Genomic DNA, 22958 nt, shown 5'->3' on the forward strand with positions numbered 1-22958 from the left:
GTCCGATGCGGTTTTCGGTGTTTTTTGTGCAAGCCTGTGTTGCGGCGGCACTTGGATTTGGAGCGGCACCGTCGGCAACGGCGCAAACTGTGAGCGATATTGGCGGACCGGCAGAGGTGCCGCCCGCGAGTTATTCGGCAAACCAATATGTCGACAGCCGCGGCTGCGTCTTTATCCGCGCGGGATTTGGTGGCCAGACCAACTGGGTGCCGCGTGTCAGCCGCTCCCGTGAGGTGCTGTGCGGTTATCAGCCCTCGCTTCCGGTCCAAACGGCAGCACCGCCCGCGCCGCAGACGCGCCCTGCCGCACAGGCCCCCGCGCGGACGGCAACGGTCGCCCCGCGCCCGAGCACGGTCGCGCCCAGACCCCAGACTGCGGCGGCAGCGCCTCAGCCTAGCGCAACCAGCGGGCAGGTCTTTCGCCCCGCCGGTGCCGCCAACACCGCCGGGTCGTCCCGGCCCCAACCATCTCGCAGTGTAACGACGATCCGGCAGGAACCAGCTGCGCCGACGCGTGTGGCGACAGGCCGCGTCGCGTCGAACGCGGCCACGTCATGCCCAAATGCGCCCGCGTCCGCTCAACCCTATCTGCGGGGCGACGGCCTGCGATGTGGCCCGCAACCGCAACACCCGGGGGATCTCGCGCGGAACATCTCCGGTCAGGCGATTGGCGGCGGCGCGCGGTCGTCGCGGCCCGGTCCGAGGATTTCTGCGGCGGACGCGGTTATTCCGGTCCAACCTCACATCCCCGATGGGTATCGCATGGCCTGGGACGATGGCCGCTTGAACCCCAATCGCGGGCCGCGCACGGCATATGGGGATCAGCAAATGGCGATGATTTGGACCGACGGTCTACCGCGTCAGCAGGTGCAGTGGGTCCGGGCGGCAGATGCCAATGGGCAGCCGGTTTACGTTAGCCGAATGAGTCAGAACACCGCCGGCGTGAGCGGCAGCATCGCGCCCGCGCCCGTTGTGTCGACGCGGAACCCCGCCGCAGCGTCGGTTCCCGGTACGCGGACCCGGACCGTGATCGGCCCTCGCCTCGACGCCCCGAGCAGTCGCGCGACGCCAGAGAGCGCCGAAGGACATCGGTTCGTCTTGGTCGGTCGGTATGGCAGCCAGGCCGATGCACGGATCGCGCGGGATCGGCTGGCCGCGGGTGGCTTGGGCGCGAGTATTGGCCAATCCGAGCGCGGCGGTCGCACGAATTTCGTGGTCTTGGCCGGGCCGTATGGCGATGCGGCCTCCTTGAGCAATGCGTTGCAGACGGCGCGTGGTGCTGGATTTAGCGGCGCGATGACGCGTCGCTAAGACCTCGGTCAGCTGCCGCAGATTTGCTGCAACGCGACCCAGCTTTCATCGGGGAGGAGCGGCGCGCGCAGGCGCGCCCGCATCGGATCGCCTTCGATCAGCGGCAGGGTGGTTTCGCCGGAGAGATCCAAGGCAAAGGCATAGGGGGCCGAGGATATCTCAACTGCGGCAAAACGGGCCAAAAGCGGTTCGGCATCCAGCGGCAGCGGCGTGCGCGTCAACAGGGTAACGGCGTGATCATGGAGATAGCTCTGGTCGATCTGGCCTGTTGTGAGCATCCGGAACGCGGCGATTAGACCCGCCTCTTCAAAGAGGCGCTCAGCGGGGTCCTGCATCGCGCGGCGCTCATCTTCGGCAACAAGGAACCCGGCGAGGACTTCGGGCGTCTCATAGTCTTCGACCAGCGAGCGGTTCAGGACCATGATATTGCCCGGCAAATGCGCGGACCCCGGCACCGAAGACGGCAGCACGACCAAGCGGGGTGGATCGGTGCCAAGGGTGCTGCGCGCCAGCCGCGCCAGGGCCGTGACCCCAGCTGGATCGCCGCAGGGTCGCCCCGCGAGTTCGGCCATTTCGGCGAGAATTTGGCGACCGAGCTCTGCCCGTTTGGCCTCAGGAAGGACACTCGCTGTCTGCCGGAGCACGGCACCTGGGAGCCAGAAAACCACCACGGCGAGGACCAGAATGCTGAGCCCGGCGCCCAGAATGAGCCGCAAGCGGCCCGGATGCGGCCGTGACCGTTCGATGACACCGCGGACCTTTTCGATTGCAGCGATCATCTCTGGTTCACTGATTTCGAGGAGTTCGTCGGCCTCCACATCTGGCGCATAGAGCGCTGGCATTTTACCTGGATTGAGGCGGTGCACGGCAGGCAGAGACCAATGCGATAGCGCGGTTTCGCTGAGCGTCGAGATCATCAGCGTGGCATCACCAAGAGACACCAAGACCTCGCGGCGCTGGCTGTCTTCGGTCTCGCGCCAGAGGCCGGTGGCCTCAAGCCGCTGATATTCACTGAGCGCGGTCATGCCTGTGTGTGCTGCCCTTGTTTTGCCGACAGGATAGCCGAAGGCGAAAACCCGCTCAACTTAAAGCTCGAGACGGCGGGTGATGCCGATATTGCGCAGGAAGGTCTCATCATGGCTGACCACCAGAAGCGCCCCGTCATAGGCGTTGAGCCCCGCCTCAATCGCCGCAATCGCGTCGAGATCGAGATGGTTGGTCGGTTCGTCCAAGATCAGGAGCCTGGGCGGACGTTTGCCGCCAAGCGTACAGGCGAGGCCCGCGCGCAGCATTTGGCCACCGCTCAGCGTGCCCGCCATTTGCAGCGCGGCATCGGCGCGGAACAGAAACCGCGCAAGCGCGGCGCGGCAGGTATTTTCATCGGCCTCGGGATTTAGGGCGCGGAAATTGTCGCGCAGGGTTAGGCTAGGGTCGAGCAGGCGGACATGTTGGTCCAGCATCGCGTGATCCGGCAGGATCGTGACGGTGCCGGACGCAGAGGAGAGATTGCCGGTGAGCAGGTTAAGCAGGGTCGATTTGCCGATCCCGTTCGGGCCGGTGATCGCGACGCGTTCGGCGCCGGTCATCTGGATCGAAACGTCGCGGATGATGGGGCGCTCCGCATTGCCGCCGCCGGTCAACTCTTGCGCCTTCAGCACGGTTTGACCACTGGCGAGCCCCGTCGGTGCGAGATCAAGTTTCAGGGGCGTCAGACGTTCGACCCGCGCGGCAGCCTCCGTCACCGCGCTTTGCGTCTCATCCACCTGTTTCTCAGCGAGGCGTGACATGGCCCCACCGGTCGCTTCGCTTCGGGCTTTGGCCTTATCGGCGGCGATTTTGGGCATGTCGCCCCGAGCGCGTTTCGCCCGGCCGGTGCGGTCTTTGCGCGCCTTGCGTTCCAGAGCTGTCTGCCGCTTGCGGGCGATCTCGGTCGCATGGCGTTCTGCGGTATTGAGATCATGGGCGGCGGCGGCAAGTTCCAAAGATTTCTGCGCCTGATAGAAGCTGTAATTGCCGCCATAATGGGTCGCACCCAGGGAGGTCAGTTCGGTGATTGAGTCCATGATTTCAAGGAGATCACGGTCATGGCTCACGATGATCGCGCCGCCTTTCCAGCTTTGTAACAGGTCAAACACCGCATCCCGACCTGCGCGATCGAGATTGTTGGTCGGCTCATCGAGCAGGAGAAAGTCGGGCTCGGCAAAGATCAAGGCGGCGAGGCGGGCACGAGTTTGTTGGCCGCCAGAGAGATGATCGAGCGGCACCTCAGGGGCGGTATCGAGACCGACGCGGGAGAGAGCCGCCTGGATGCGAGCCTCAAGCGTCCAGTCGGCCGCTGCAAGATCCTCGGCGCTGGCCGCGCCCGCTTCGGCGCGAGACAGGATTGCGAGAGCCTCGCGTGCCCCAAACAGATCGGCGATGGTCTGGCCCGCGGGCGGCTGCGCCTGCTGCTGGAGCAGGGCGGTGGTGCCGTCGCAAGTGATCTGTCCTGCTTGCGGGATTAGACTGCGATGAATCAGATGCAAGAGCGTCGTCTTGCCGACGCCATTTCGCCCGACCAGACCGATCAGGCCGGGGCCGAATTGTAGGGTGAGATCAGTGAAAAGCGGGTTCTGGTCAGGTGTGGACCAGGAGAGGTTCGAAAGCTGGATCGTGCAAGGCATGAGCGGTAATTTCCACAAGGACAGGGGCGCGCGAGGCGGGTGTCGGGTGGAAATTGCTCATGTCAGGGAACTCCAATTGCTCTGCTGTTGAGATAGGCACGCGCCAGGTGGCGATCAAGGTTCAGAGGCTCTTGGCCTGCTGCCTCAGCTCGAATTTCTGAATCTTGCCGGTAGAGGTTTTCGGCAGTTCGGTGAAGATCACATGTTTCGGCGTTTTGAACCCGGCGAGGCGTTGGCGGGTGAAGGCAATCAGCTCCGCCTCGGTCGCCGTCGCGCCCTCTTTCAACTCAACAAAGGCGCAGGGCACCTCGCCCCATTTCTCATCCGGCTTGGCGACGATGGCGCAGAGCGAGACCGACGGGTGATGCATCAGCGCGCCCTCGACCTCCACCGAGCTGACGTTTTCGCCGCCGGAGATGATGATATCCTTCGCGCGGTCGGCAATTTGCACATAAGAATCAGGGTGTTGGAGAGCGATGTCCCCGGTGTGGAAATAGCCCCCTTGGAAGGCCTCCGCCGTTGCGCGCGGGTTCTTGTAATAGCCTTTCATGACCGCATTGCCGCGCATCATGATCTCCCCCAGGGCCGCGCCATCCATCGGAATCTGCGCCATGGTCTCAGGCGCCATCACCGTCACATGGTCCATATTTGGGAAGGCCACGCCTTGGCGCGCCTTGATCCCGGCGCGCTCTTCAGGTGGCAGATCATCCCAGAGCCCATCTTGCCAGGTGCATTCTGTGGCTGGGCCATAGACCTCGGTCAGGCCATAGACTTGGGTCACGTGGAAGCCCATGGTTTCAATGGCGGCGAGCGTCGCGGCGGCGGGCGGTGCACCGGCGGTAAAGACCTCGACGGTATGGTCAAAGGCCCGGCGCTCTTCGTCTTTGGCGTTGACGATCATGTTCAGGACAATCGGTGCGCCGCCAAAATGGGTCACGCCCTCATCGGCAATGGCGTTATAGATGTTTTCCGCAGTGATCTCGCGGCAGCAGACGGTTGTACCGCCAAGCGCGGGCATGCCCCAGACATGGCACCAATTGTTGCAATGGAAGAGCGGGACAATGGTCAAATAACGTGGGTAGAGCGTCATCCGCCAAGAGATCGGCGTGCCCATGGTGATCAGATAAGCGCCGCGGTGGTGATAGACCACGCCTTTGGGCCGGCCCGTGGTGCCCGAGGTATAGTTGAGCGCAATCGACTCCCATTCATCCTCCGGCATGATCCAAGGCGCATCCGGGTCGCCCTCGGCCAAGAGCGCGTCATAGGTCAGATGGCGGCCGGAGGCGTGATACCCCGCTTGCTCATCCGGCACTTCGACGATCAGCGGCGGTTCACCCTCCATCGCGCCGATGGCGGCCTCCAGCACGGTGAGGAACTGGGTGTCGGCCAGCACGATTTTCGCCTCGCCATGGTCGAGGATATAGCTGATCGTGCCGGGGTCGAGACGGATGTTGATGCTGTTGAGCACGGCACCCGCCGCGGGCACGCCAAAATGCGCCTCCACATGGGCCGGGAGGTTGGGCAAGAGGGCCGCCACCACATCGCCCGGCGCGACGCCGCGTTTTGTCAGCGCCGAGGCAAGGCGCGAGACGCGGGCGTGGTATTCAACATAATTGGTACGGAAACGGCCATAGATCAGCGCCTCGCGCGTTGGAAAGACGGTCGCCGCGCGTGCGAGATGGGAGAGGGGCGTCAGCGGCACGTAATTCGCCGGACGCTTCTCAAGGCCCGTTTCGTCTTTCATCCAGCCCATGCCAGTCCCCCGTTTCGACGCTCGTTCACGCGAGTATGGGGCGGGGCGGGAGGCTTGAAAAGGGGCTGATCCGCGATCGGGAAGTGGATAGGCTGCGGCTTATGATCATCTCACCTGGGCGGCGCTATATCTTCGTGCATATCCCGAAAACCGGCGGGACCTCGATGGCCTTGGCGCTGGAGGCGCGGGCCAAAGCCGATGACATCCTAATCGGCGATACACCAAAGGCGCAGCGTCGGAAGCGGCGGCTCAAAGATGTGCGTACAGTGGGGCGGCTTTGGAAACACTCAACCTTGGCCGATGTGGAGGGGCTGATCACCGAAAAGGAGATGGCCGAGTTCTTTGTTTTCACCTTGGTTCGGAACCCGTGGGATCGGATCGTTAGCCTCTATCATTGGCTGCAGACTCAAAACTTCGATCACCCGATGGTGCCCTTGGCGCACGGTTTGGACTTTGAACGCTTCGTAACCCATGCCGACGTGGCGCAGAGGGTCCGCGCGCAGCCATACCGGATGTTTACACGCGGCCCGTCCGGGGTGGATCATGCGGATGCTTATCTGCGTCTGGAACATCTGGAAGAGGATTTGACACCGCTGGAGGCGCATCTGGATTTCCGGCTCCAAATACCAGTTGAGAATGCCTCTGATCGTCGGGCGGATTATCGGAGCTATTATAGCGACAGGGCGCAAGAGGCCGTGGCACAGGCTTGCGCCGAGGATATCGCACGGTTCGGATATGCGTTTGGGTGAATGTGTGGCCGTTTTGAGCCCAAACTGAAGGACGCTGCTTGCTGCAACAATGTCTGCTATCCGGCCAACTCCTTGGCTAACCATGCAAGAAGCTGTTCCGCCTTAGGGTGTAGATTTCGGCCCGCACCGCGAAACACTGATATCTCTGTCGGTCGCTCCAGGACTTGCTCACATGGCCTGATCAGTTTGCCCTCAGCGATCAAGCCTTCGGTTGTGCGCTTCCATCCAAGCGCAACACCCTGGCCTGCGACGGCGGCCTGCAATGCTAGGGGATAGCTGTCGAACGGCACAAGGCGAGAACGTCTTGGAAGCCGCTCACCGATACCTTCGAACCAGTGTTGCCATTCCATCCAGTCCTGCGGAACGACAGAGTGTGACAGGAGAGGGAACGCCGGCAGATCATCTGGCTTAAGCGGAAGAACCTGATCGGATACGAGCGTTGGCGCGCAAACCGGGAAAATGTCGTCCGCTGCCGTAAAAGCCAGCCGTGCCGAACCGGACGCACGGCCTGAAGTTTGTATGGCCAGATCGAAGCCCTCTGGTGTTTCCGTCAACGGCTTGAGGGAACTCACCACGCGCAGTTCAACTCCGGGGTTCTGTTCGTGGAAGCGAGCCAGGCGCGGCATGAGCCAATAGAACGCCTCGCAAAGCTGGCAGTGAAGCACTAACTCGCTCGATCGCTTTTCGCCTTGAAGCAGCGCAATCTCAGCCGCCACGTCCGAGAGCGCGTCCGCAACGGCTCGTCCCAGTCGTCTGCCCGCGTCCGTCAGGAACACCGCTCTGTTCCGGCGTTCAAACAGGAGTATTCCCATTTCCTTTTCCAGAAGCTGGATCTGCTTGCTTATCGCCGTCTGTGTCAGACCAAGCTCGATGGCGGCCAGAGAAAAGCTCTCATGACGCGCCGCAGCTTCAAATGGCTTCAAACGAGACAGCGGTGGCAACTTGCGGTTTGTATCATCCATGAAAAAAACTCATGCAAATTCTCGGGAAACTCCTTTTTTATTTTGGATGATACATGATTTTCATGGGGTATCGAAGCATGTCGCATAGGTGTGACGAAAATGGCGAGCCCGGCTCAAAAGCACCAGACGCAACGCGCGATATTGGCGATTGTTGCCTCCGTCGCCGCTTTGTCGCTCGGGGATGCTGTCATAAAGGCAACGGGCCTCTCATTGCCGCTCTGGCAGATGTACATTTTGCGCTCCGCCCTGGTCTTGCCTGCCTTGTGGTGGCTGGCACGCCGGCAGGGATTGATCGCCCTGCATGCGCCGTTTTGGATCATGATCCGCGGCGTGCTTCTGGTCGTCATGTGGCTGAGTTACTATGCTTCTTTGCCGCTTATGCCGCTGTCTTTAGCGGCGGCGGCCTACTACACCGGGCCGCTGTTTATCGTCGCGCTATCTGCCGTGACCGCGCGCCGCTGGCCAACAGGTCGCGCGATCTTTGCCATTTTCTGTGGTTTTCTCGGGGTGTTGATGATTATCAGGCCCGACACATCAGGCTTCGAGATCGCGACCTTGCTGCCTGTCATCGCCGCCTTTCTTTACGCCTGCGCGATGGTGCTGACGTCTGCAAAGTGCCAAGTAGAAAGTCCTTTCGTATTGGCCCTGGCTCTGAATATGACCTTCATTGTCGCTGGCGCAGCCCTCGGTGTTTTTTCTGGACGTGAAGGATCGGTCGTCCTTGGTCCGTGGCAACCCGTTGATCTGACACTGTTCGCAACCGTCGCTGCACTTGCCGCCCTGATCCTGATCGGAAGTGTGGGTGCAGCCTATGCCTATCAGAACGGGCCACCAACCACGGTCGCCGCGTTCGATTACAGCTATCTGGTGTTCAGCCTGCTCTGGGGGGCGCTATTCTTCAGCGAGTTACCGGGCACCATCGCTTTGATTGGGATATTCGTTATTCTCGGGGCGGGTATTTTCGCCATGCCATCTGGTATGGGCGGGCGACGACGGCGGAGTGGAGCTAAGAATGAGCATTGAAACCTGGCTGGCTTACATCGCTGCCTATACGATTATCTCACTTATCCCTGGCCCGAGCGTTTTCATGGTACTGGGTCAGTCCCTTTCGCGTGGTTTGGGTGCGGCAACATTCTGTATACTGGGAGATGTGTTTGGTGGCATAGTCGTCATGACGGTCTCCTATGTCGGTCTCGGCGTCCTTCTGGCAGCATCGAGCGAAGCTTTCTTTCTGCTCAAATGGGCGGGCGTGGCCTATATGGCATGGCTGGGATACGGGCAGATCAAAGTTGCACGTCGACTTCGTGAAGAGGATTTGGCCCTGCAATCGTTCACCGGATTTCGCTCCGCCAGCATGAGGGCAGGCTTTCTAACCGGGGTCCTCAACCCGAAGGCCATCATGTTTTACATTGCGTTCCTGGCTCAGTTCATGAACCCGGCCCTGCCCATGACGCCTCAATTCCTAATCCTGATGCTGACGTCTAGCGTCGTCGTGTTTGTCGTTCTGATAGGGTACGCTCTCTTGGCGATGCAGGCCCGACGCAAGCTGACAAGTCTACGCGCCCGAAAGTCGATGGGATACGCCGGAGGTTCCTTCCTTTTGGGCGGCAGCGTCTGGATGGCGGCGACGCGATAAACCAGCGATTCACCGACCGCCTCCGAAGGGGAGCAGAGTCCGCAAAGCGGACTAGCGGGCGCTCTGGTGGAGCGCCCGCCGATAGCTCACGCCGCTGACTTTGCTTCCGGGCCGAACCGCCCATAGAAGCTCTGGCCTTTATCGGCCATCTCGCGGAGTAGGCCAGGCGTCGTGAACCGGTCGCCATAGGCCTCCGTCAACTGGTCGCAACGGTCGGCGGCATAGGGGGTGCCGAGGATGTCGAGCCAGGAGAACGGGCCGCCCGACCATGGCGCGAAACCCCACCCCAGGATCGCGCCTACATCGCCTTCACGGATGTCTTCGAGGACGCCTTCCTCCAAGGCACGCACGGCTTCCAGAACCTGGGCAAAGAGCAAGCGATGCTGGACTTCGACCAGTTCAGGCTGCGTCTCGGCGACCGGGAATTTCTCGCCGAGACCTTCCCAAAGGCCGAGACGTTTGCCTTTGTCATCATAGGCGTAGAAGCCGGAATTGGACTTGCGGCCCAAGCGCCCTTCGTCGGCCATCCAGAAGATCACCTCGTCAGACGCATCGTCATAGGCGTCACCCATCGCGGCCTTGGTCGCCTTGGCGATTTTCACGCCAAGATCGATCGAGGTCTCATCGGTGAGTTGCAGCGGCCCAAGCGGCATACCGACCAGTTTCGCGGCATTCTCGATCAAAGCTGGCGCGACACCCTCTTTGACCATGCGGATGCCCTCGTTGATGTAAGGGATGATGCAGCGATTGGCGTAGAAGAACCGCGCGTCATTGACCACGATTGGCGTCTTGCGGATCTGGCGCACGAAATCGAGCGCCTTGGCCACGGCCACATCACCAGTCTCCTTACCCTTGATGATCTCCACCAGCATCATCTTGTCGACAGGCGAGAAGAAGTGGATACCGATGAACTGCTCCGGTCGCTCCGAGGCTTTGGCCAGTTCGGTGATCGGCAAGGTGGAGGTGTTGGTGGCGAAGATCGCGGTTTCGGGGATCACGGCCTCGGTTTTCTTTGTTACCTCGGCTTTGACGCCCATATCCTCGAACACCGCCTCCACGATCAGGTCGCAACCGTCGAGCAGCGCGTAATCGGTGGTGGGTGTGATGCGGCCCAACACCTGATCTTTCTTCTCTTGAGTGACCTTCTTACGGGCCATGCCTTTGTCGAGGATACTTTCCGAGTACGATTTGCCCTTCTCGGCGGCCTCTTGCGCATTGTCGATCAGCACGACCTCGATCCCCGCATTGGCCGAGACATAGGCAATGCCCGCGCCCATCATACCGGCGCCGAGGATGCCGACTTTCTTCACACGTTGGTCCTCAACCGCCGGGCGGTTCGCGCCTTTCTCCAACGCTTCTTTGTTGATGAAGAGGCTGCGGATCATGGCGGAGGAAGAGGGGTTCATCAAGACAGAGGTGAACCAGCGTGCCTCGATCTGGAGCGCGGTATCGAAGGGCACCAGGGCGCCCTCATAAACTGCGGAAAGGAGCGCCTTCGCCGCCGGATAAACGCCTTTGGTCTTGCCGTTGATCATGGCCGAGGCGCCAACAAAGGTCATGAAGCCCGCCGGGTGGTAGGGCGCGCCGCCGGGCATTTTCCAGCCCTTCTGATCCCAGGGTTTGACGATATCCGCATCGCCTGCCGAAAGTACCCATTCCTTTGCTTTTTCAAGCAGTTGATCGGCAGGCACGACCTCATCGATCAGTTGCGCCGATTTCGCTTTGGCCGGGTCGAGGGTCCGGCCTTCCAAGAGGACCGGTGCGGCCGCCATGGCCCCGACCATCCGCGAATAGCGGGTGGTGCCGCCGCCGCCGGGGAAGATGCCGACCAGGATTTCCGGCAGGCCGATTTTGGCCTTCGGATTGTCGGCCATGAAACGACGATGACAGGCCAGCGCGATTTCTGTCCCGATCCCCATGCAGGTGCCGGTGATGGCGCAGGCGACGGGTTTGCCGCCCTTGTTGGTCTTCGGGTCCATCCCGGCGCGCTCGAGACGGCGCAGGATGCGATGGCCGTTCATCGTAAAGTCGAACAGCCCTTTGGCGGGGGCGTCGCCGGATTCCTCTCGGATCTTGGCGAGCGTGTTCAGATCCATGCCGCCCGCAAAGGTTTCCTTGCCGGAGGTGATAACCACGCCTTTCACCGCGTCATCTGCCAGCGCTTGATCAATCAGGCCCTCGACAGCTTCAAATGCCTCACGGGTGAGGACGTTCATGGATTTCTCCTTCACGTCCCAGGTGATGACGGCGACGCCGTCGGGGCCGGTCTCCATCGTGAAATCGGTCATTTCTTCATCCTTTCCTGAATTTCGCGCATTGTCGGAAGGGCGCCAGAGGGCTGAAACTCAGGCCCCGGAAAACCCTTATTCGACAAGGAATTGGTGACTTCACTGCATTTCCAGCGGCCGTCGGCCAGACAGAGGATCATGCGGCTCTTAACGGGGCCAAAGACGGGATCACCGTCTTTGGTCATCGTGGTTTGGTGGTAGCCATAGATGCGATCGCCCGAGATGAACTCGGCATAATCGGCGCGTCGTGTCAGGCGGTCGGCGCCGTAGCAGAGCATTTTTTTGCAGAGCAGATCGAAGAACGGTCGAACATCCTCGGGTGTGTTCACCAGATGATCGACCGAGTCGTAGTGCACATTATGCGGTATCGTGAAATAGCTGCACCAGCGGTCGAAATCCTGATCGTGGACCGTCTCACTGAGAGCATCTAGGAACGCTTGGTAGACTGGTTCGGCCCGGGCCTGCGTAGCACGTATGTCAGACATCGGCTCCGCCCATTTGTCCTGAAACGCGCCAGGCGCCGAGCGGACAACATCCACCGGGAATCTCCGGTTGCTCAATTCATGTTCCGCCTCAGCGAGATACCAGGCATTATCTTCCAGACGCAGGATCATCCGGCTGCCATAGGGCGGCACGACCGCAATTGCGTCCCGCAGCATATATGTTGTATGCCACCCCTCAATCACCAAGTGATTGATATAGCGTGCTTTATTTACCAGGCGGATGTAATGGGTGACCTGTTGGTTCTTTAGGTTTTGGGTCACGGTGATCATGTCGCCGATCAAGTCTTCGCGGGTTTCGAACACGGTTTCATCCGCGGTTGTACGCATCACGAATGGCAGCGCGACCTGATCGACGAAACGCTCGGTTTCGCCGTCTAGGAGCAGCGCCGAGGTTTCGTCGAGCCACACTTGGTAGATTTTCGACGGGTCCTGCATCTGCCCGCTGCGGGGAGGTGTCGTCGGCGTGGTCATGAGACATCACCCCGCGGTAGGATATCTGGCCAGGAGACATAAGCCGTGAAATGCCGGGTTTTGGTGGAGCCCCAGATGCCACCGCGCCGTTCAAGTGCGGTCTCATTGGAGAATCTGGGCACGACCAGTTTGCCACGGGACGTCAAGAAGCTGTCATGCGTCCCGTGCAGATGGGTGGCATCGTCAAACTGAGCCTCCCGCCCGATGCGGACATACGCATCGACATCCTGACTGGCTAGCGCGTTGGCAAAGCCGAAGAAATGATGGCGGATCGTTTCATCATCTTCCATGTGGAAGGTCTGCGTCTCTGTGATCAACAGATGCGGCAGGAAGATACGGGCGAGGAAGGTGTCCGCATCGCGCGCCAGGAGTGCCTCGCCCGTGAGGTCGAGATACTCCTGATAGATATCGAGCGCGGATGCGGGCATCGGTTGGGGTTTCCCTCGCCAGCCGGTTTATACGCGTTCGATGATCGTGGCGGCCCCCATGCCGGACGCGACGCAAAGCGTTGCCAGACCGGTGCCTTTGCCGCTGCGCTCCAGCTCATCAAGCAGCGTGCCGATGATCATCGCGCCCGTGGCACCAAGCGGGTGACCCATGGCGATCGCACCGCCATTCACGTTCACCTTCTCATGATCGACGTCAAACGCCTGCATGAAACGCAGCACAACCGAGGAGAACGCCTCGTTCACCTCGAAGAGGTCGATATCCGAGATCGACATGCCGCTATCTTCGAGAATCTTCTGCGTCGCGGGCACGGGGCCCGTCAGCATGATCGTCGGGTCGGTGCCGATTTTGCAGGTGGCGCGGATGCGCGCGCGGGGTTTCAGGCCATTGGCCTCGCCAAAGGCTTTGTTGCCGATCAAAAGCGCGGCGGAGCCATCGACAATGCCCGAGGAGTTGCCCGCGTGGTGGATGTGGTTGATCGCCTCCAGATGAGGGTATTTCATCAGCGCGACTGCATCGAAGCCGGGCATGGTTTCGCCCATTTCCTTGAAGGCCGGTTTCAACCCGCCGAGGGTTTGCATATCGGTGCCAGGGCGCATGTATTCATCGTTGTCGAGGATGGTCAGCCCATTGCGATCCGTCACCGGCACGATGGATTTGGCAAAACGATTGTCGTCCCAGGCGGCTTTGGCACGGGCCTGAGAATGCATCGCCAGCTCATCCGCGTCGTCGCGGGAGAACCCGTATTCGGTGGCGATGATATCGGCAGATATGCCTTGCGGCACGAAATAGGTGTCCATGGCGATAGAGGGGTCGACGGCGATGGCGGCCCCATCAGACCCCATAGCGACACGGCCCATCATCTCGACGCCACCGGCGATATAGGCGTCCCCGCCGCCGCCACGCACCTGATTGGCGGCCAGGTTGACCGCTTCCAGACCCGAGGCGCAGAACCGGTTGATCGCAAGGCCGGGGATACGTTCATCCAGGTCCGATGCCAGAACTGCCGTGCGGGCCAAGCATCCGCCTTGTTCGCCGACTTGGGTGACATTGCCCCAGATCACATCTTCGACCGCATGCCCATCAAGCCCGTTGCGCTCTTTCAAGGCGTTCAGCGTATGGGCCGAAAGCCGCGCGGCAGTCACTTCGTGCAGGGCTCCATCCTTGCGGCCTTTGCCACGGGGGGTGCGGATCGCGTCGTAGATATAGGCATCGGTCATGAGATTACTCCAGTGAACTTGGCCCGCCGAGTGCGGTAGGCGGAAGGCGAGAAAAAGAAAACGGGCGCGCAAGATGCGCGGCCCGTCAGCAAAACCGGATTGTGCCGGGAATCAGTCGAAGCAGGGCAGGCAGCCGCATCCGAAATCGCAGCCCTCGACATTGATCCTGCTGCATGAGCAGGCACCGCAGGCCTCGTCTGCGGTAGCACACGCGCTATCGGCGTCGTTCGGATTGTCGTTTGTGCCAGACGTTGCCTCTGTGTCGGAGCTGGCCGCTGTCTGTCCGTTTGCAAATCCGGGGGCGCAAAAGCTCGGCAAGGCGCAGCAACCGACGCCGCATCTATCGGTACAGGCCCCTTCGGGCGCAACCTCATCCCCGTTGCGACGGAGCCGTTGCCTGCGCTGTCGCGGCGTTTCTTCACCATTTGGCGCGCTGGAATGCGCAGGGCATGCCGCCCGCAATGTGAGCGAGGCCTCTTTGCAATCGCGGAACCGTTGCAGGATATACGGGATCGCAAGCCAGACCCCGTGATCACGGATGGCGTATTTTGCAAAGCCCGAACAACCCGTTCCGCCATGCAGAACCGAATGCGCACATCGGAAGCCTTTGTGCGGCGAGAGAAACCGTTGATATCCCCAGATTGCACCGAGCGCGAGCTGACTGACCATAAGAGTGCCTCTTGTCTTTGTTTGTCAGAGGCTTGGCACAAGTCGGAGCCGACCGCCAATGGGGGATTTCCTCTAGTTGTCATGGTGTATAGGCCCGCTGCATGAGGTCATAAGGATGTTGCCAGCCGGGTGTGGCGGCGATGTTGGTCAGCCAGCGGTCGATATTCGGGTAACTGGCCCGCTCGAAGGTAAAGGCTTCGGGGTAGAAGAGATATCCGACGCAGGAGATGTCGGCGATGGTCAGACCGTCGCCGACAAGCCAGTTGCGGTTGTCGAGGGCGGCGTTGAGCACTTTCAGAGCCGAGGCCAGCCGCATCGCCAGAAAGCCGTTGACATCGGCATTGCGCTTTTCCTCGGGGAGGAAATTCATGTTGAACCGGAGTGTGCCTGCCACGCCGGACAGTTTGTGGTTGTCGAAAAACATCCACCGCAAGATATCGCGCCGCTCTTGTGCGTTGCTGCCGCCCAGTTTGCCGGTCTTGGAGCTGATATAGTCCAAGATCACACCCGATTGGCTCAAGGTTGTGCCCTCAGCATCAAGCACCGGCACTTCGCCCATAGGGTTGAGCGCGCGGAACTCGGGCGTGCGCGTCTCGCCTTTGAAGAAATCAACGAAAACCGGCTCCCATTCGAGGCCTGAAAGTTCCAGCGCGAGCGCGGCCTTATAGGCGTTTCCACTTTCGGCGAAGCAGTAGAGTTTATGTGTCATATCCGTGCGCCTCCCCGCGCCGGGCCATCTTATGTTTGACCCGGTAAAACCGGGGATGCTGTCACCGTTTTCGCTCTTCCAACTCCGAGTTAAAAAGGCGAAGCCGTGCGGTCAGGTTCTCTTCAGTGATCACACTGTTCCAGTTTTCGAACAGGAAGGACAGGAACTCACCCTCATCCAATCCCGCCTCGGTCGAGAGTGCCCGCAGCTTGCGAAACCCATCCTCGCTCATCGCGAGATTGGGGCGGCGGGTCAGGCGGAGTCGTTTGGGCATGTGCTGTCCTTCCGGTCGAGACCTCAGAAATTGGCGGCGTCCAGCGCCATGACCGTCTCACCGCCGGTTTGAATCCGGGCCAGGTGGGTTGCGGTCATCGGCAATTGGCGCGCCATGTAGAAGCGCCCTGTGGCCAGTTTCGTCTCATAGAAATCTGGGTCCGAGGTGCCGGTTTCAAGAGCTTCCAGCGAGGCCTTGGCCATCCGGGCCCACATCAGGCCCAAGCAGACATGGCCAAAGAGATGCATGAAATCATAAGAACCGGAGAGCGCGTTGTTGGGGTTCTTCATGCCTTCTTGCATGAAATACATCCCCGCGGCCTGCAGGTCTTTCGACGCGGCCTTGAGTGGCCCGAGGAAATCCGCATTCAGCGCTTCATTGCCTTCATTCTCTTTGATGAAGGTCTTGACCAGCTCGAAGAAGGCCATGACGTGTTTGCCGCCATCTTGCGCCAGTTTCCGACCGACCAGATCCAGCGCTTGGACGCCATTGGCACCTTCGTAGATCATCGCGATCCGGGCATCGCGCGTGAACTGCGACATGCCCCATTCTTCGATATAGCCGTGACCGCCATAGACCTGCTGTGCCTGCACGGTCATGTCATAACCCTTGTCGGTCAGGAACCCTTTGATCACCGGCGTCATCAGCGAGATCAACCCATCCGCATCAGCGTCTTTTGCACGATGCGCCTGATCGATCAGGGTGGAGCCCCAAAGCAGGAAGGCGCGGCCAGCCTCGGTGAAGCTTTTCTGCTCCATCAGGTTGCGGCGGATATCGGGATGCACGATCAGCGGGTCGGCTGGGCCATCGGGGTTTTTCGGCCCCGTTACATCGCGGCCCTGCAACCGGTCTTTGGCGTAGAAGAGCGCATTTTGGTAGGCCGCTTCGGCTTGTGCCAGACCTTGCATGCCAACACCCAAACGCGCTTCGTTCATCATGGTGAACATCGCCCGCATCCCTTTGTGCTCGTCGCCCAAGAGATAGCCGGTCGCCTCGTCATAGTTCATCACACAGGTGGAGTTGCCGTGGATGCCCATTTTCTCTTCGATCTTGCCGCAGGCGACACCATTGCGCGTGCCCAGGCTGCCATCTTCATTCACCAGGAACTTCGGGACGATGAAGAGGGAGACGCCTTTGATCCCTTCGGGTCCACCGACAATCTTGCCCAGCACCAGATGGATGATGTTGTCGGCCATGTCATGTTCGCCCGACGAGATGAAAATCTTCTGCCCGGTGATCTTGTAGCTGCTATCGTCCTGCGGCTCGGCTTTGGTCCGCATCAGGCCCAGATCGGTGCCGCAATGCGGCTCCGTCAGGTTCATCGTGCCGGTCCAGTCGCAGGCCACCATTTTCGGCAGATAGGTGTCTTTCTGCTGCTCCGTGCCATGGGCCAGGATTGCGCTCGCCGCGCCATGGGTCAGGCCCTGATACATGGTGAACGCCTGGTTCGCGGCCGAGAACATCTCGCCCACGGCGGTGCCGATCACATAAGGCATGTTCTGCCCGCCATATTGCTCGGGCATGTCGAGCCCGGGCCAGCCGCCCTCTTTCATCTGCTCAAAGGCCTCTTTGAAGCCAGTCGGGGTGCGCACCACGCCGTTTTCCATGGTGCAGCCCTCGGTATCGCCCACTACGTTCAGCGGGGTCAGGACCTCGCTGGCGATTTTGCCCGCCTCGTCGAGGACAGCCTGCGTGAAGTCGCGTTCCATCTCGTCATAGCCCGGCACATCCTGGCCGGAGACATCCAACACCTCATGCAGGATGAATTGCATGTCTTTCGTGGGGGCAGTGTAGCTTGGCATCGTAAGGGCTCCTCCCGAGCGGTCCTGTCGTCGCGGCTTATTCGGCGGCGTCTTTTGTGGTCGTCACATTGGTCAGCATGTCTTGGACAAGGCCGATCTGCGATTTCAGATCGTCGATGGCGAGGTCCAACTCGGCGCGTTGGCGTTCCATATCGGCCAGGCGGTCACCGGCCACATCCAGCGTGCGGCTCAACTGCGTGGCTTGCTGATCACCGGCATAGTAGAGGTCGAGAAGCTGGCGGATTTCTTCCAGAGAGAAGCCAAAACGCTTGCCTCGCAGGATCAGTTTCAGCCGCGCCCGGTCGCGCCGGGTGAAGAGGCGTTTTTGCCCCTCGCGGATCGGAAACAGCAGTTCTTTGGATTCGTAAAACCGCAAGGTGCGCGGCGTCACCTCGAAGGTGTCGCACATCTCGCGGATGGTCATGGTTTCATTTGTCATCATGTCACTCACAGCGTCAAACATCGATTCTGCCTCAGATGTGCCGGTCTGAAGGTCGTTCTACAAGAATGGCTTACGTTGACGTAAATGAAACGTTGCGTCACTTTAGTGTTGACGAAAGGTCAGGAAAGATAACGTGGGGTCAGGAGTAATATTTGCAAAGTCAACCACCTCTGCAAAATCCCTTATAGGTAAGGGATTCCTTACCTTCCCGCCCCCGCGCGGCGCAGGCGGAGCGGATCGGGTGTGAGAAACCAGAACTGTCCATCGGGCGTCAAAAAGCGCCATCCAGTGCCCTCCCACTGGTACCCGGCGATCCAAAGATAGTGCGATGTGGTCGGCTGCAAGTCGTCTGGATTCATCAGGCTGTCCAACGGCACGGTGCCGATCAACTCACCGGGTGCGGCCCAAATCTCGATCACAGTGATGTCTGGATCACCGGAGTAGGAGAGCAGGTTCAAACCTGGATTGCCGATCAGCACATAGCGCCCATCGCCCGACGGGTGCACATTCCGGCGCCAGCCGGGGATTTCCCATCGATCATCAATGCCGCTGGTGGGTTCAATCATCACCACGTCGCGGTTCAGGTTGCCGGTGACATGCACCCGGCTGTCGGTGATGAAGAAATAGGGTTCCGGTGGGGGCAGGGGGGCATCTGCCCAGGCTGCGGGGCCAGCGATGAGCGCAAGCAAGAGCGCCCAGGCCCTCACGTTCCGCTCGCCGCCGTCGTATCGCGCAGTGCTTGCAATTCGACGATGATCTCATCGAGTTCCTGGCGGCGTTGCGCCAGCTCGTCCAATTGCCGATCGGCCATGGCAAGCCAGGCATCACGTTGCAACACGCCTTCGGGGTCGGCGTCATAGAGTTCCAGCCACTGTCGGATTTCTTCAAGACTGAAGCCAAAGCGGCGGCCGCGAAGAATCAGCGTCATCCGGGCCACTTCGCGCGCGCCATAGAACCGCGCGCGGCCTTCGCGTTCGGGCGCCAGAAGTTCGATATATTCGTAATGGCGCAAGGTGCGCGGGGTCACATCGAACCGCGCACACATCTGTTTGAAATCCAATCTTTCCGCTGTCATGGCTCTTCCCTGGCTTGTCGGGACGTAACGTCACTTTTGCATGAGGCGCGGGGCGAATGCAAAGCGATGTTGCCCCTTGCGCGCGATGGCGTGGATCGGGATGGTGGTGCGGCTGGCGTGCCGCTGGCCAAGGACGAAGAGGGTGGGACATGACGCCGAACGATAAGGCGCGGATTGCGCGGCAATTCATCGAAGCGATCCCGTTTTCGAAAGCGCTGCAGATGCATCTGGACACAATCGGCGACGGGATCGCAGTGATCTCGATGCCCTATTCTGAGGCGCTGGTGGGCGACCCGAAAACCGGCGTGATCCATGGCGGGGCGGTTTCGGCCTTGATGGATACCTGCGGTGGTGCCGCGGTAATGAGCCATTCGGACGCGCCGGTTGGCACGGCGACGATTGATCTGAGAATCGACTATATGCGGCCCGCCACCCCGGGGCAGCGGATTTTGGCGCGGGCGGAATGCTATCATGTGACCCGATCCGTAGCGTTTGTGCGGGCCCAGGCGTTTGATGAGGATGAGACGCGGCCAGTCGCCTCGGCGACGGGGGCATTCACCATTGAACAGGGCAAAGGCGCGGAGGTTAGCCCATGAGCCGCCGCCGCCCGGAACCCGTGCATTTGATCAAACAGCGGCGTGATGCGGCGCTCTCCGCCTTGGTTGATGGGGTGCCCTATATCCGCAGCATGGGGATCACATTCGACCGGCGCGGCGATGAGCTGACGGCGGTGCTGAATTACGATGACAAGCTGATCGGCAATCCATTTTTGCCCGCGCTGCATGGTGGCGCCACCGCCTCGTTCCTCGAAACGGCGGCGATTATCGAGTTGAGCTTCCAGATGCTTTGGGACGAGATCGAAAATGGCCGCTTGGAAGCAGAAGATTTGCGCCCCGAGACCCTGCCGCGCCTGCCGAAGACCATTGATTTCACGGTGGATTATCTCCGCTCCGGCCTGCCGCGCGATGCGTATGCACGCGCCCGAGTGAACCGCAGTGGGCGACGCTATGCGTCGGTCCATGTCGAGGCTTGGCAGGACAATCGCAGTCGGCTTTTTGCCCAAGCCACCGGGCATTTCCTGATGCCTGCACGCCCGGGATAGGATGGAGGCGACGCAGGACTCGGCCCAGCCCCTTAGCCATCGCCGAGTTCTGAAAATCGCGCTGCCTGTTGTCTTGTCCAACGCCACCGTGCCGATCCTCGGCGCGGTCGACACCGGCGTTGTGGGGCAGATGGGCCAAGCCGCGCCGATTGGTGCGGTGGGGATCGGCGCGATCATTCTGAGCAGCGTTTATCTGGTATTCGGTTTCCTGCGCATGGGGACGGTCGGTTTGACGAGCCAAGCCATCGGTGCGCGGGATCAGGCGGAGGTCTCGGCGCTGTTGAGCCGGGTCCTGATCATCGCGTGCGTGGCGGGGCTGACACTGATCATAGTCCAGGCGGCGGTGTTCTGGGCCGCGTTTCAGATCGCCCCGGCCAGCGACGAAGTGGAGGGTTTGGCGCGCGACTATATGGCGATCCGGATCTTCTCCGCGCCGGCGGCAATTGCGATTTACGGGCTGACCGGATGGTTGATCGCGCAAGAGCGCACGACGGGCATGTTGGTTCTGCAATTGGGCATGAACCTCCTGAATATCGGGCTTAGCGTTTTCTTTGTTCTGGGCCTTGGATGGGGCGTCCAGGGCGTGGCGCTTGGCACCTTCCTGTCCGAATGGGCTGGGTTCGCGCTTGGGATATGGCTCTGCCGGGGTGGCTTCAAGGGCGCGGCTTGGCGCGATTGGGCGCGGGTGTTTGATAAGGCCCGGCTCTGGCATATGGCGGCGGTCAATACCGATATCCTGATCCGCTCGGTGATCCTAATGGCCGGGTTCACCTCGTTCCTGTTCATCGGGTCAGATTTTGGCGATGTGCCTCTGGCCGCCAATCAGATCCTGATGCAGTTCATGTATATTACGGCCTATGCGATGGACGGGTTCGCTTTCGCCGCCGAGGCGTTGGTTGGGCAGGCGATGGGCGCCAAGGCGCGCGGCGCCCTTCGGCGGAGCGCGCTGATGACCAGCCAATGGGGCTTGGGGATTTGTATCGCGATGGCGATTGGTTTCGCGCTGATCGGCGGCTGGATCATCGATGTGATGACGACCGCGGAGGATGTGCGGGCCGAGGCGCGGATCTATCTGCCTTGGATGGTGGCTGCGCCCCTGATCGGTTGCGCGTCCTGGATGCTGGACGGGATATTCATCGGCGCCACACGGAGCCAGGATATGCGCAATATGATGATCCTGTCGGGGCTGATCTATCTGGCCGCTCTCTGGCTCTTGATCCCGCCCTTTGGCAATCACGGGCTCTGGGCGGCGCTCTTGGTGTTTTTCGCTGCTCGGGGGATCACGCTGGGCGCGCGTTACCCCGCTCTGGAGCGGGCGGTCGATTGAGAGCGGGCGGAATTATTGCGAAAATTCCGGTCCGTTTTCTGTCCAGAAAACGGCTCCCGCTAGAGCCAGGGCGTGCGATCCGTGCCGATGGCGTCTGCGATCTTCTCATGACCGTCTTGCGCCAAGAGATGATCCAGGTCGCGGGCGATTTGGGAGACGAGGCTCAGCCCGCCATAGACCAGCGCCGTATAAAGTTGCACCGCTGAGGCTCCGGCCTTGATCTTGGCATAGGCCTGTTCTGCACTTGCCACGCCGCCGACCCCGATCAGGGGCAATTCGCCCTGGGTGAGCTCTGAGAGTTTGGCAAGGACACGGGTCGAGCGCTCGAAAAGCGGTTGTCCAGAGAGGCCGCCTGCCTCGCCCGCATGAGTGCTCTTGAGGCCGGTCCGGTCGAGCGTCGTATTGGTCGCGATGATCCCCGCCAATCTGGCCTTGGTTGCAACCTCGGCCACGTCCGCCAGGTCGGCGTCATTCAGATCCGGGGCGATTTTCAGGAAGATCGGGCGCGGCGTCTCCAACACGGCATTGGCCTGCCTGACGCCGTCCAGGAGCGCTGCGAGCGCCTCTTTGCCCTGCAAATCGCGGAGCTTTTCGGTGTTGGGCGAGGAAACATTCACCGTCGCGAAGTCGATATGTGGGCCACAATGGCTGAGCACCGTGGCAAAATCGGCGGCCCGATCGACGCTGTCTTTGTTTGCCCCGAGATTGAGGCCAACGGGAACCGTATGCGGGCGGGTGGCGAGACGCGCCGAGATCGCCTGCATCCCGTCATTGTTGAAACCAAACCGATTGATCGCGGCCCGATCTTCGCTCAGCCGGAACAGGCGTGGCTTCGGATTGCCGGGTTGCGCGCGCGGCGTGGCGGCGCCCACTTCCAGAAAACCGAACCCAGATTTAGACAGAGGGCCAAGGGCCTCGGCATTTTTGTCGAATCCGGCGGCCAGGCCGATTGGATTGGGGAGCGCCAGACCCGCAAACTCCGTGCGCAGGCGCGGCGAGGTCACGAGGCCTGGATGCGGAGCCAAGCCGGTCCGTAGTGCGCTCAGCGCAAGACCATGAGCACGCTCAGGGTCCATGCAATGCATCAGAGCGAGGCCCACGCGTTCCAGCATCAGATCATGCTTTCCGGGAAGATGTGGACCCCATCCTCAAGCGGCAATGGCGCGTGCCAGAGCATGTCGACCTTGCGGAGCGGTGCATAGAGATGTGGGAATTGGGCGCCACCGCGCGACACCTCCCATTTAATCGCCGGGCCAAGTGTGTCGGTGTCATAGGCCAACAGCACCAACCCGTCCTCACCTGCGAAATGCTTCGCTGCGGTCTCGGCGGCTTGGCTGGCAGTTGAGAAATGGATGTATCCATCGGCCACATCAACCGGCGCGCCCGATGTCTCACCCGCGGCGGTCAGCGCGGCCCATTCTTCGGCGCGCAATATCTTGTAAATCTGCATGGGGTCGGAGATGGCCGGTTCGCGCCGTGGCGTCAAGTGTCGTCACCGCGTCACGCAAATGGCTTTACTTGCCCGCGCCCGCCCGCCAATCTGGACGGATCAACAC

24 protein-coding genes are annotated in these 22958 nt (G+C 60.8%); 7 read left to right on the forward strand and 17 right to left on the reverse strand.

The genetic code is table 11. The annotated features are described in order from the left end of the window. The first annotated feature begins 5 nt into the window (after positions 1-5). On the forward strand, positions 6-1310 hold the full coding sequence (locus tag GTF44_RS13940; protein ID WP_171562130.1) for an SPOR domain-containing protein: 1305 nt from the start codon (positions 6-8) through the stop codon (positions 1308-1310). An 8-nt stretch (positions 1311-1318) separates the two neighbouring features. Here GTF44_RS13940 and GTF44_RS13945 read toward each other — a convergent pair whose 3' ends face one another. The 3 genes from GTF44_RS13945 to GTF44_RS13955 all read right to left on the reverse strand — a co-directional run bounded on the left by GTF44_RS13945 (position 1319) and on the right by GTF44_RS13955 (position 5726). Beyond that, entirely contained in the window at positions 1319-2335 is a 1017-nt protein-coding gene (locus GTF44_RS13945; protein WP_171562128.1) for a hypothetical protein, read from the reverse strand. 60 nt (positions 2336-2395) lie between these two features. Then, on the reverse strand, positions 2396-3973 hold the full coding sequence (locus tag GTF44_RS13950) for an ABC-F family ATP-binding cassette domain-containing protein (RefSeq protein WP_171562126.1): 1578 nt from the start codon (positions 3971-3973) through the stop codon (positions 2396-2398). A 121-nt stretch (positions 3974-4094) separates the two neighbouring features. Further along, entirely contained in the window at positions 4095-5726 is a 1632-nt protein-coding gene (locus tag GTF44_RS13955; RefSeq protein ID WP_171562124.1) for an AMP-binding protein, read from the reverse strand. 101 nt (positions 5727-5827) lie between these two features. On the opposite strand from GTF44_RS13955, the gene GTF44_RS13960 reads away from it, so the two are divergent. Beyond that, a complete protein-coding gene (locus GTF44_RS13960; RefSeq protein ID WP_171562122.1) occupies positions 5828-6475 on the forward strand; it encodes a sulfotransferase family 2 domain-containing protein in 648 nt (215 codons plus the stop codon). A gap of 56 nt (positions 6476-6531) precedes the next feature. Here the strand turns inward: GTF44_RS13960 and GTF44_RS13965 are convergent, their stop codons facing one another. Further along, entirely contained in the window at positions 6532-7437 is a 906-nt protein-coding gene (locus GTF44_RS13965; RefSeq protein ID WP_171562121.1) for a LysR substrate-binding domain-containing protein, read from the reverse strand. Positions 7438-7536: 99 nt separating this feature from the next. Between GTF44_RS13965 and GTF44_RS13970 the strand changes: the two genes are divergently transcribed. Both GTF44_RS13970 and GTF44_RS13975 read left to right on the forward strand, forming a co-directional pair. Then, complete coding sequence (locus GTF44_RS13970; protein ID WP_171562119.1) at positions 7537-8460, forward strand: DMT family transporter; 924 nt, start codon at positions 7537-7539, stop codon at positions 8458-8460. Then, the gene (locus GTF44_RS13975) at positions 8450-9073 is read left to right on the forward strand and encodes a LysE family translocator (protein WP_171562116.1); all 624 of its coding nucleotides are present in this window, start codon (positions 8450-8452) and stop codon (positions 9071-9073) included. Before GTF44_RS13970 ends, GTF44_RS13975 begins: the two co-directional genes overlap by 11 nt. Positions 9074-9159: 86 nt before the next feature. On the opposite strand, the gene GTF44_RS13980 is transcribed toward GTF44_RS13975, so the two are convergent. The 11 genes from GTF44_RS13980 to GTF44_RS14030 all read right to left on the reverse strand — a co-directional run bounded on the left by GTF44_RS13980 (position 9160) and on the right by GTF44_RS14030 (position 18973). Continuing rightward, positions 9160-11361: a 3-hydroxyacyl-CoA dehydrogenase NAD-binding domain-containing protein gene (locus GTF44_RS13980; protein WP_171562114.1), complete on the reverse strand. Its 2202-nt coding sequence runs from the start codon at positions 11359-11361 to the stop codon at positions 9160-9162. Further along, complete coding sequence (locus GTF44_RS13985) at positions 11358-12335, reverse strand: hypothetical protein (RefSeq protein ID WP_171562112.1); 978 nt, start codon at positions 12333-12335, stop codon at positions 11358-11360. Before GTF44_RS13985 ends, GTF44_RS13980 begins: the two co-directional genes overlap by 4 nt. Then, positions 12332-12763 carry a hypothetical protein gene (locus GTF44_RS13990; protein WP_171562110.1) on the reverse strand — a complete coding sequence of 144 codons (432 nt, stop codon included), beginning with the start codon at positions 12761-12763 and terminating at the stop codon, positions 12332-12334. Before GTF44_RS13990 ends, GTF44_RS13985 begins: the two co-directional genes overlap by 4 nt. Positions 12764-12790: 27 nt before the next feature. Then, entirely contained in the window at positions 12791-14002 is a 1212-nt protein-coding gene (locus GTF44_RS13995; protein ID WP_171562108.1) for an acetyl-CoA C-acetyltransferase, read from the reverse strand. Between the two features lie 111 nt (positions 14003-14113). Continuing rightward, entirely contained in the window at positions 14114-14671 is a 558-nt protein-coding gene (gene yidD, locus GTF44_RS22550) for a membrane protein insertion efficiency factor YidD (RefSeq protein WP_171562106.1), read from the reverse strand. Between the two features lie 79 nt (positions 14672-14750). Continuing rightward, a complete protein-coding gene (locus GTF44_RS14005; RefSeq protein ID WP_171562104.1) occupies positions 14751-15380 on the reverse strand; it encodes a glutathione S-transferase family protein in 630 nt (209 codons plus the stop codon). Between the two features lie 61 nt (positions 15381-15441). Then, positions 15442-15654 (reverse strand): hypothetical protein, encoded by a 213-nt coding sequence (locus GTF44_RS14010; RefSeq protein ID WP_171562102.1) that lies wholly within the window; start codon positions 15652-15654, stop codon positions 15442-15444. Positions 15655-15677: 23 nt separating this feature from the next. Continuing rightward, positions 15678-17456, reverse strand: a complete 1779-nt coding sequence (locus tag GTF44_RS14015) for an acyl-CoA dehydrogenase C-terminal domain-containing protein (protein WP_171562101.1) — start codon at positions 17454-17456, stop codon at positions 15678-15680. Between the two features lie 37 nt (positions 17457-17493). Continuing rightward, complete coding sequence (locus tag GTF44_RS14020) at positions 17494-17895, reverse strand: MerR family DNA-binding transcriptional regulator (RefSeq protein ID WP_145217629.1); 402 nt, start codon at positions 17893-17895, stop codon at positions 17494-17496. A gap of 203 nt (positions 17896-18098) precedes the next feature. After that, entirely contained in the window at positions 18099-18605 is a 507-nt protein-coding gene (locus GTF44_RS14025; protein ID WP_171562099.1) for a hypothetical protein, read from the reverse strand. Continuing rightward, the gene (locus GTF44_RS14030; RefSeq protein ID WP_145216737.1) at positions 18602-18973 is read right to left on the reverse strand and encodes a MerR family DNA-binding transcriptional regulator; all 372 of its coding nucleotides are present in this window, start codon (positions 18971-18973) and stop codon (positions 18602-18604) included. Before GTF44_RS14030 ends, GTF44_RS14025 begins: the two co-directional genes overlap by 4 nt. 149 nt (positions 18974-19122) lie before the next feature. Here GTF44_RS14030 and GTF44_RS14035 point away from each other — a divergent pair, with 149 nt between their 5' ends. Genes GTF44_RS14035 through GTF44_RS14045 form a run of 3 tightly spaced genes read left to right on the forward strand, consistent with a single transcriptional unit; the run spans position 19123 to position 21402 of the window. Further along, the gene (locus GTF44_RS14035) at positions 19123-19569 is read left to right on the forward strand and encodes a PaaI family thioesterase (protein ID WP_171562097.1); all 447 of its coding nucleotides are present in this window, start codon (positions 19123-19125) and stop codon (positions 19567-19569) included. Continuing rightward, positions 19566-20075 (forward strand): PaaI family thioesterase, encoded by a 510-nt coding sequence (locus tag GTF44_RS14040; protein ID WP_171562095.1) that lies wholly within the window; start codon positions 19566-19568, stop codon positions 20073-20075. Before GTF44_RS14035 ends, GTF44_RS14040 begins: the two co-directional genes overlap by 4 nt. 1 nt (position 20076) lies before the next feature. Then, positions 20077-21402: an MATE family efflux transporter gene (locus GTF44_RS14045; protein WP_171562093.1), complete on the forward strand. Its 1326-nt coding sequence runs from the start codon at positions 20077-20079 to the stop codon at positions 21400-21402. 59 nt (positions 21403-21461) lie between these two features. Here GTF44_RS14045 and GTF44_RS14050 read toward each other — a convergent pair whose 3' ends face one another. Together GTF44_RS14050 and GTF44_RS14055 are read right to left on the reverse strand one after the other, a co-directional pair. Further along, positions 21462-22514 (reverse strand): quinone-dependent dihydroorotate dehydrogenase, encoded by a 1053-nt coding sequence (locus GTF44_RS14050; protein WP_171562091.1) that lies wholly within the window; start codon positions 22512-22514, stop codon positions 21462-21464. Further along, positions 22514-22852, reverse strand: a complete 339-nt coding sequence (locus tag GTF44_RS14055; protein WP_171562194.1) for a DUF952 domain-containing protein — start codon at positions 22850-22852, stop codon at positions 22514-22516. The genes GTF44_RS14050 and GTF44_RS14055 overlap by 1 nt, the downstream gene beginning before the upstream one ends. Between the last annotated feature and the right edge of the window lie 106 nt (positions 22853-22958).

Source organism: Roseobacter sp. HKCCD6576-2 (genome assembly GCF_013179285.1).
GTDB classification, from domain to species: Bacteria; Pseudomonadota; Alphaproteobacteria; order Rhodobacterales; family Rhodobacteraceae; genus Rhodophyticola; species Rhodophyticola oceani.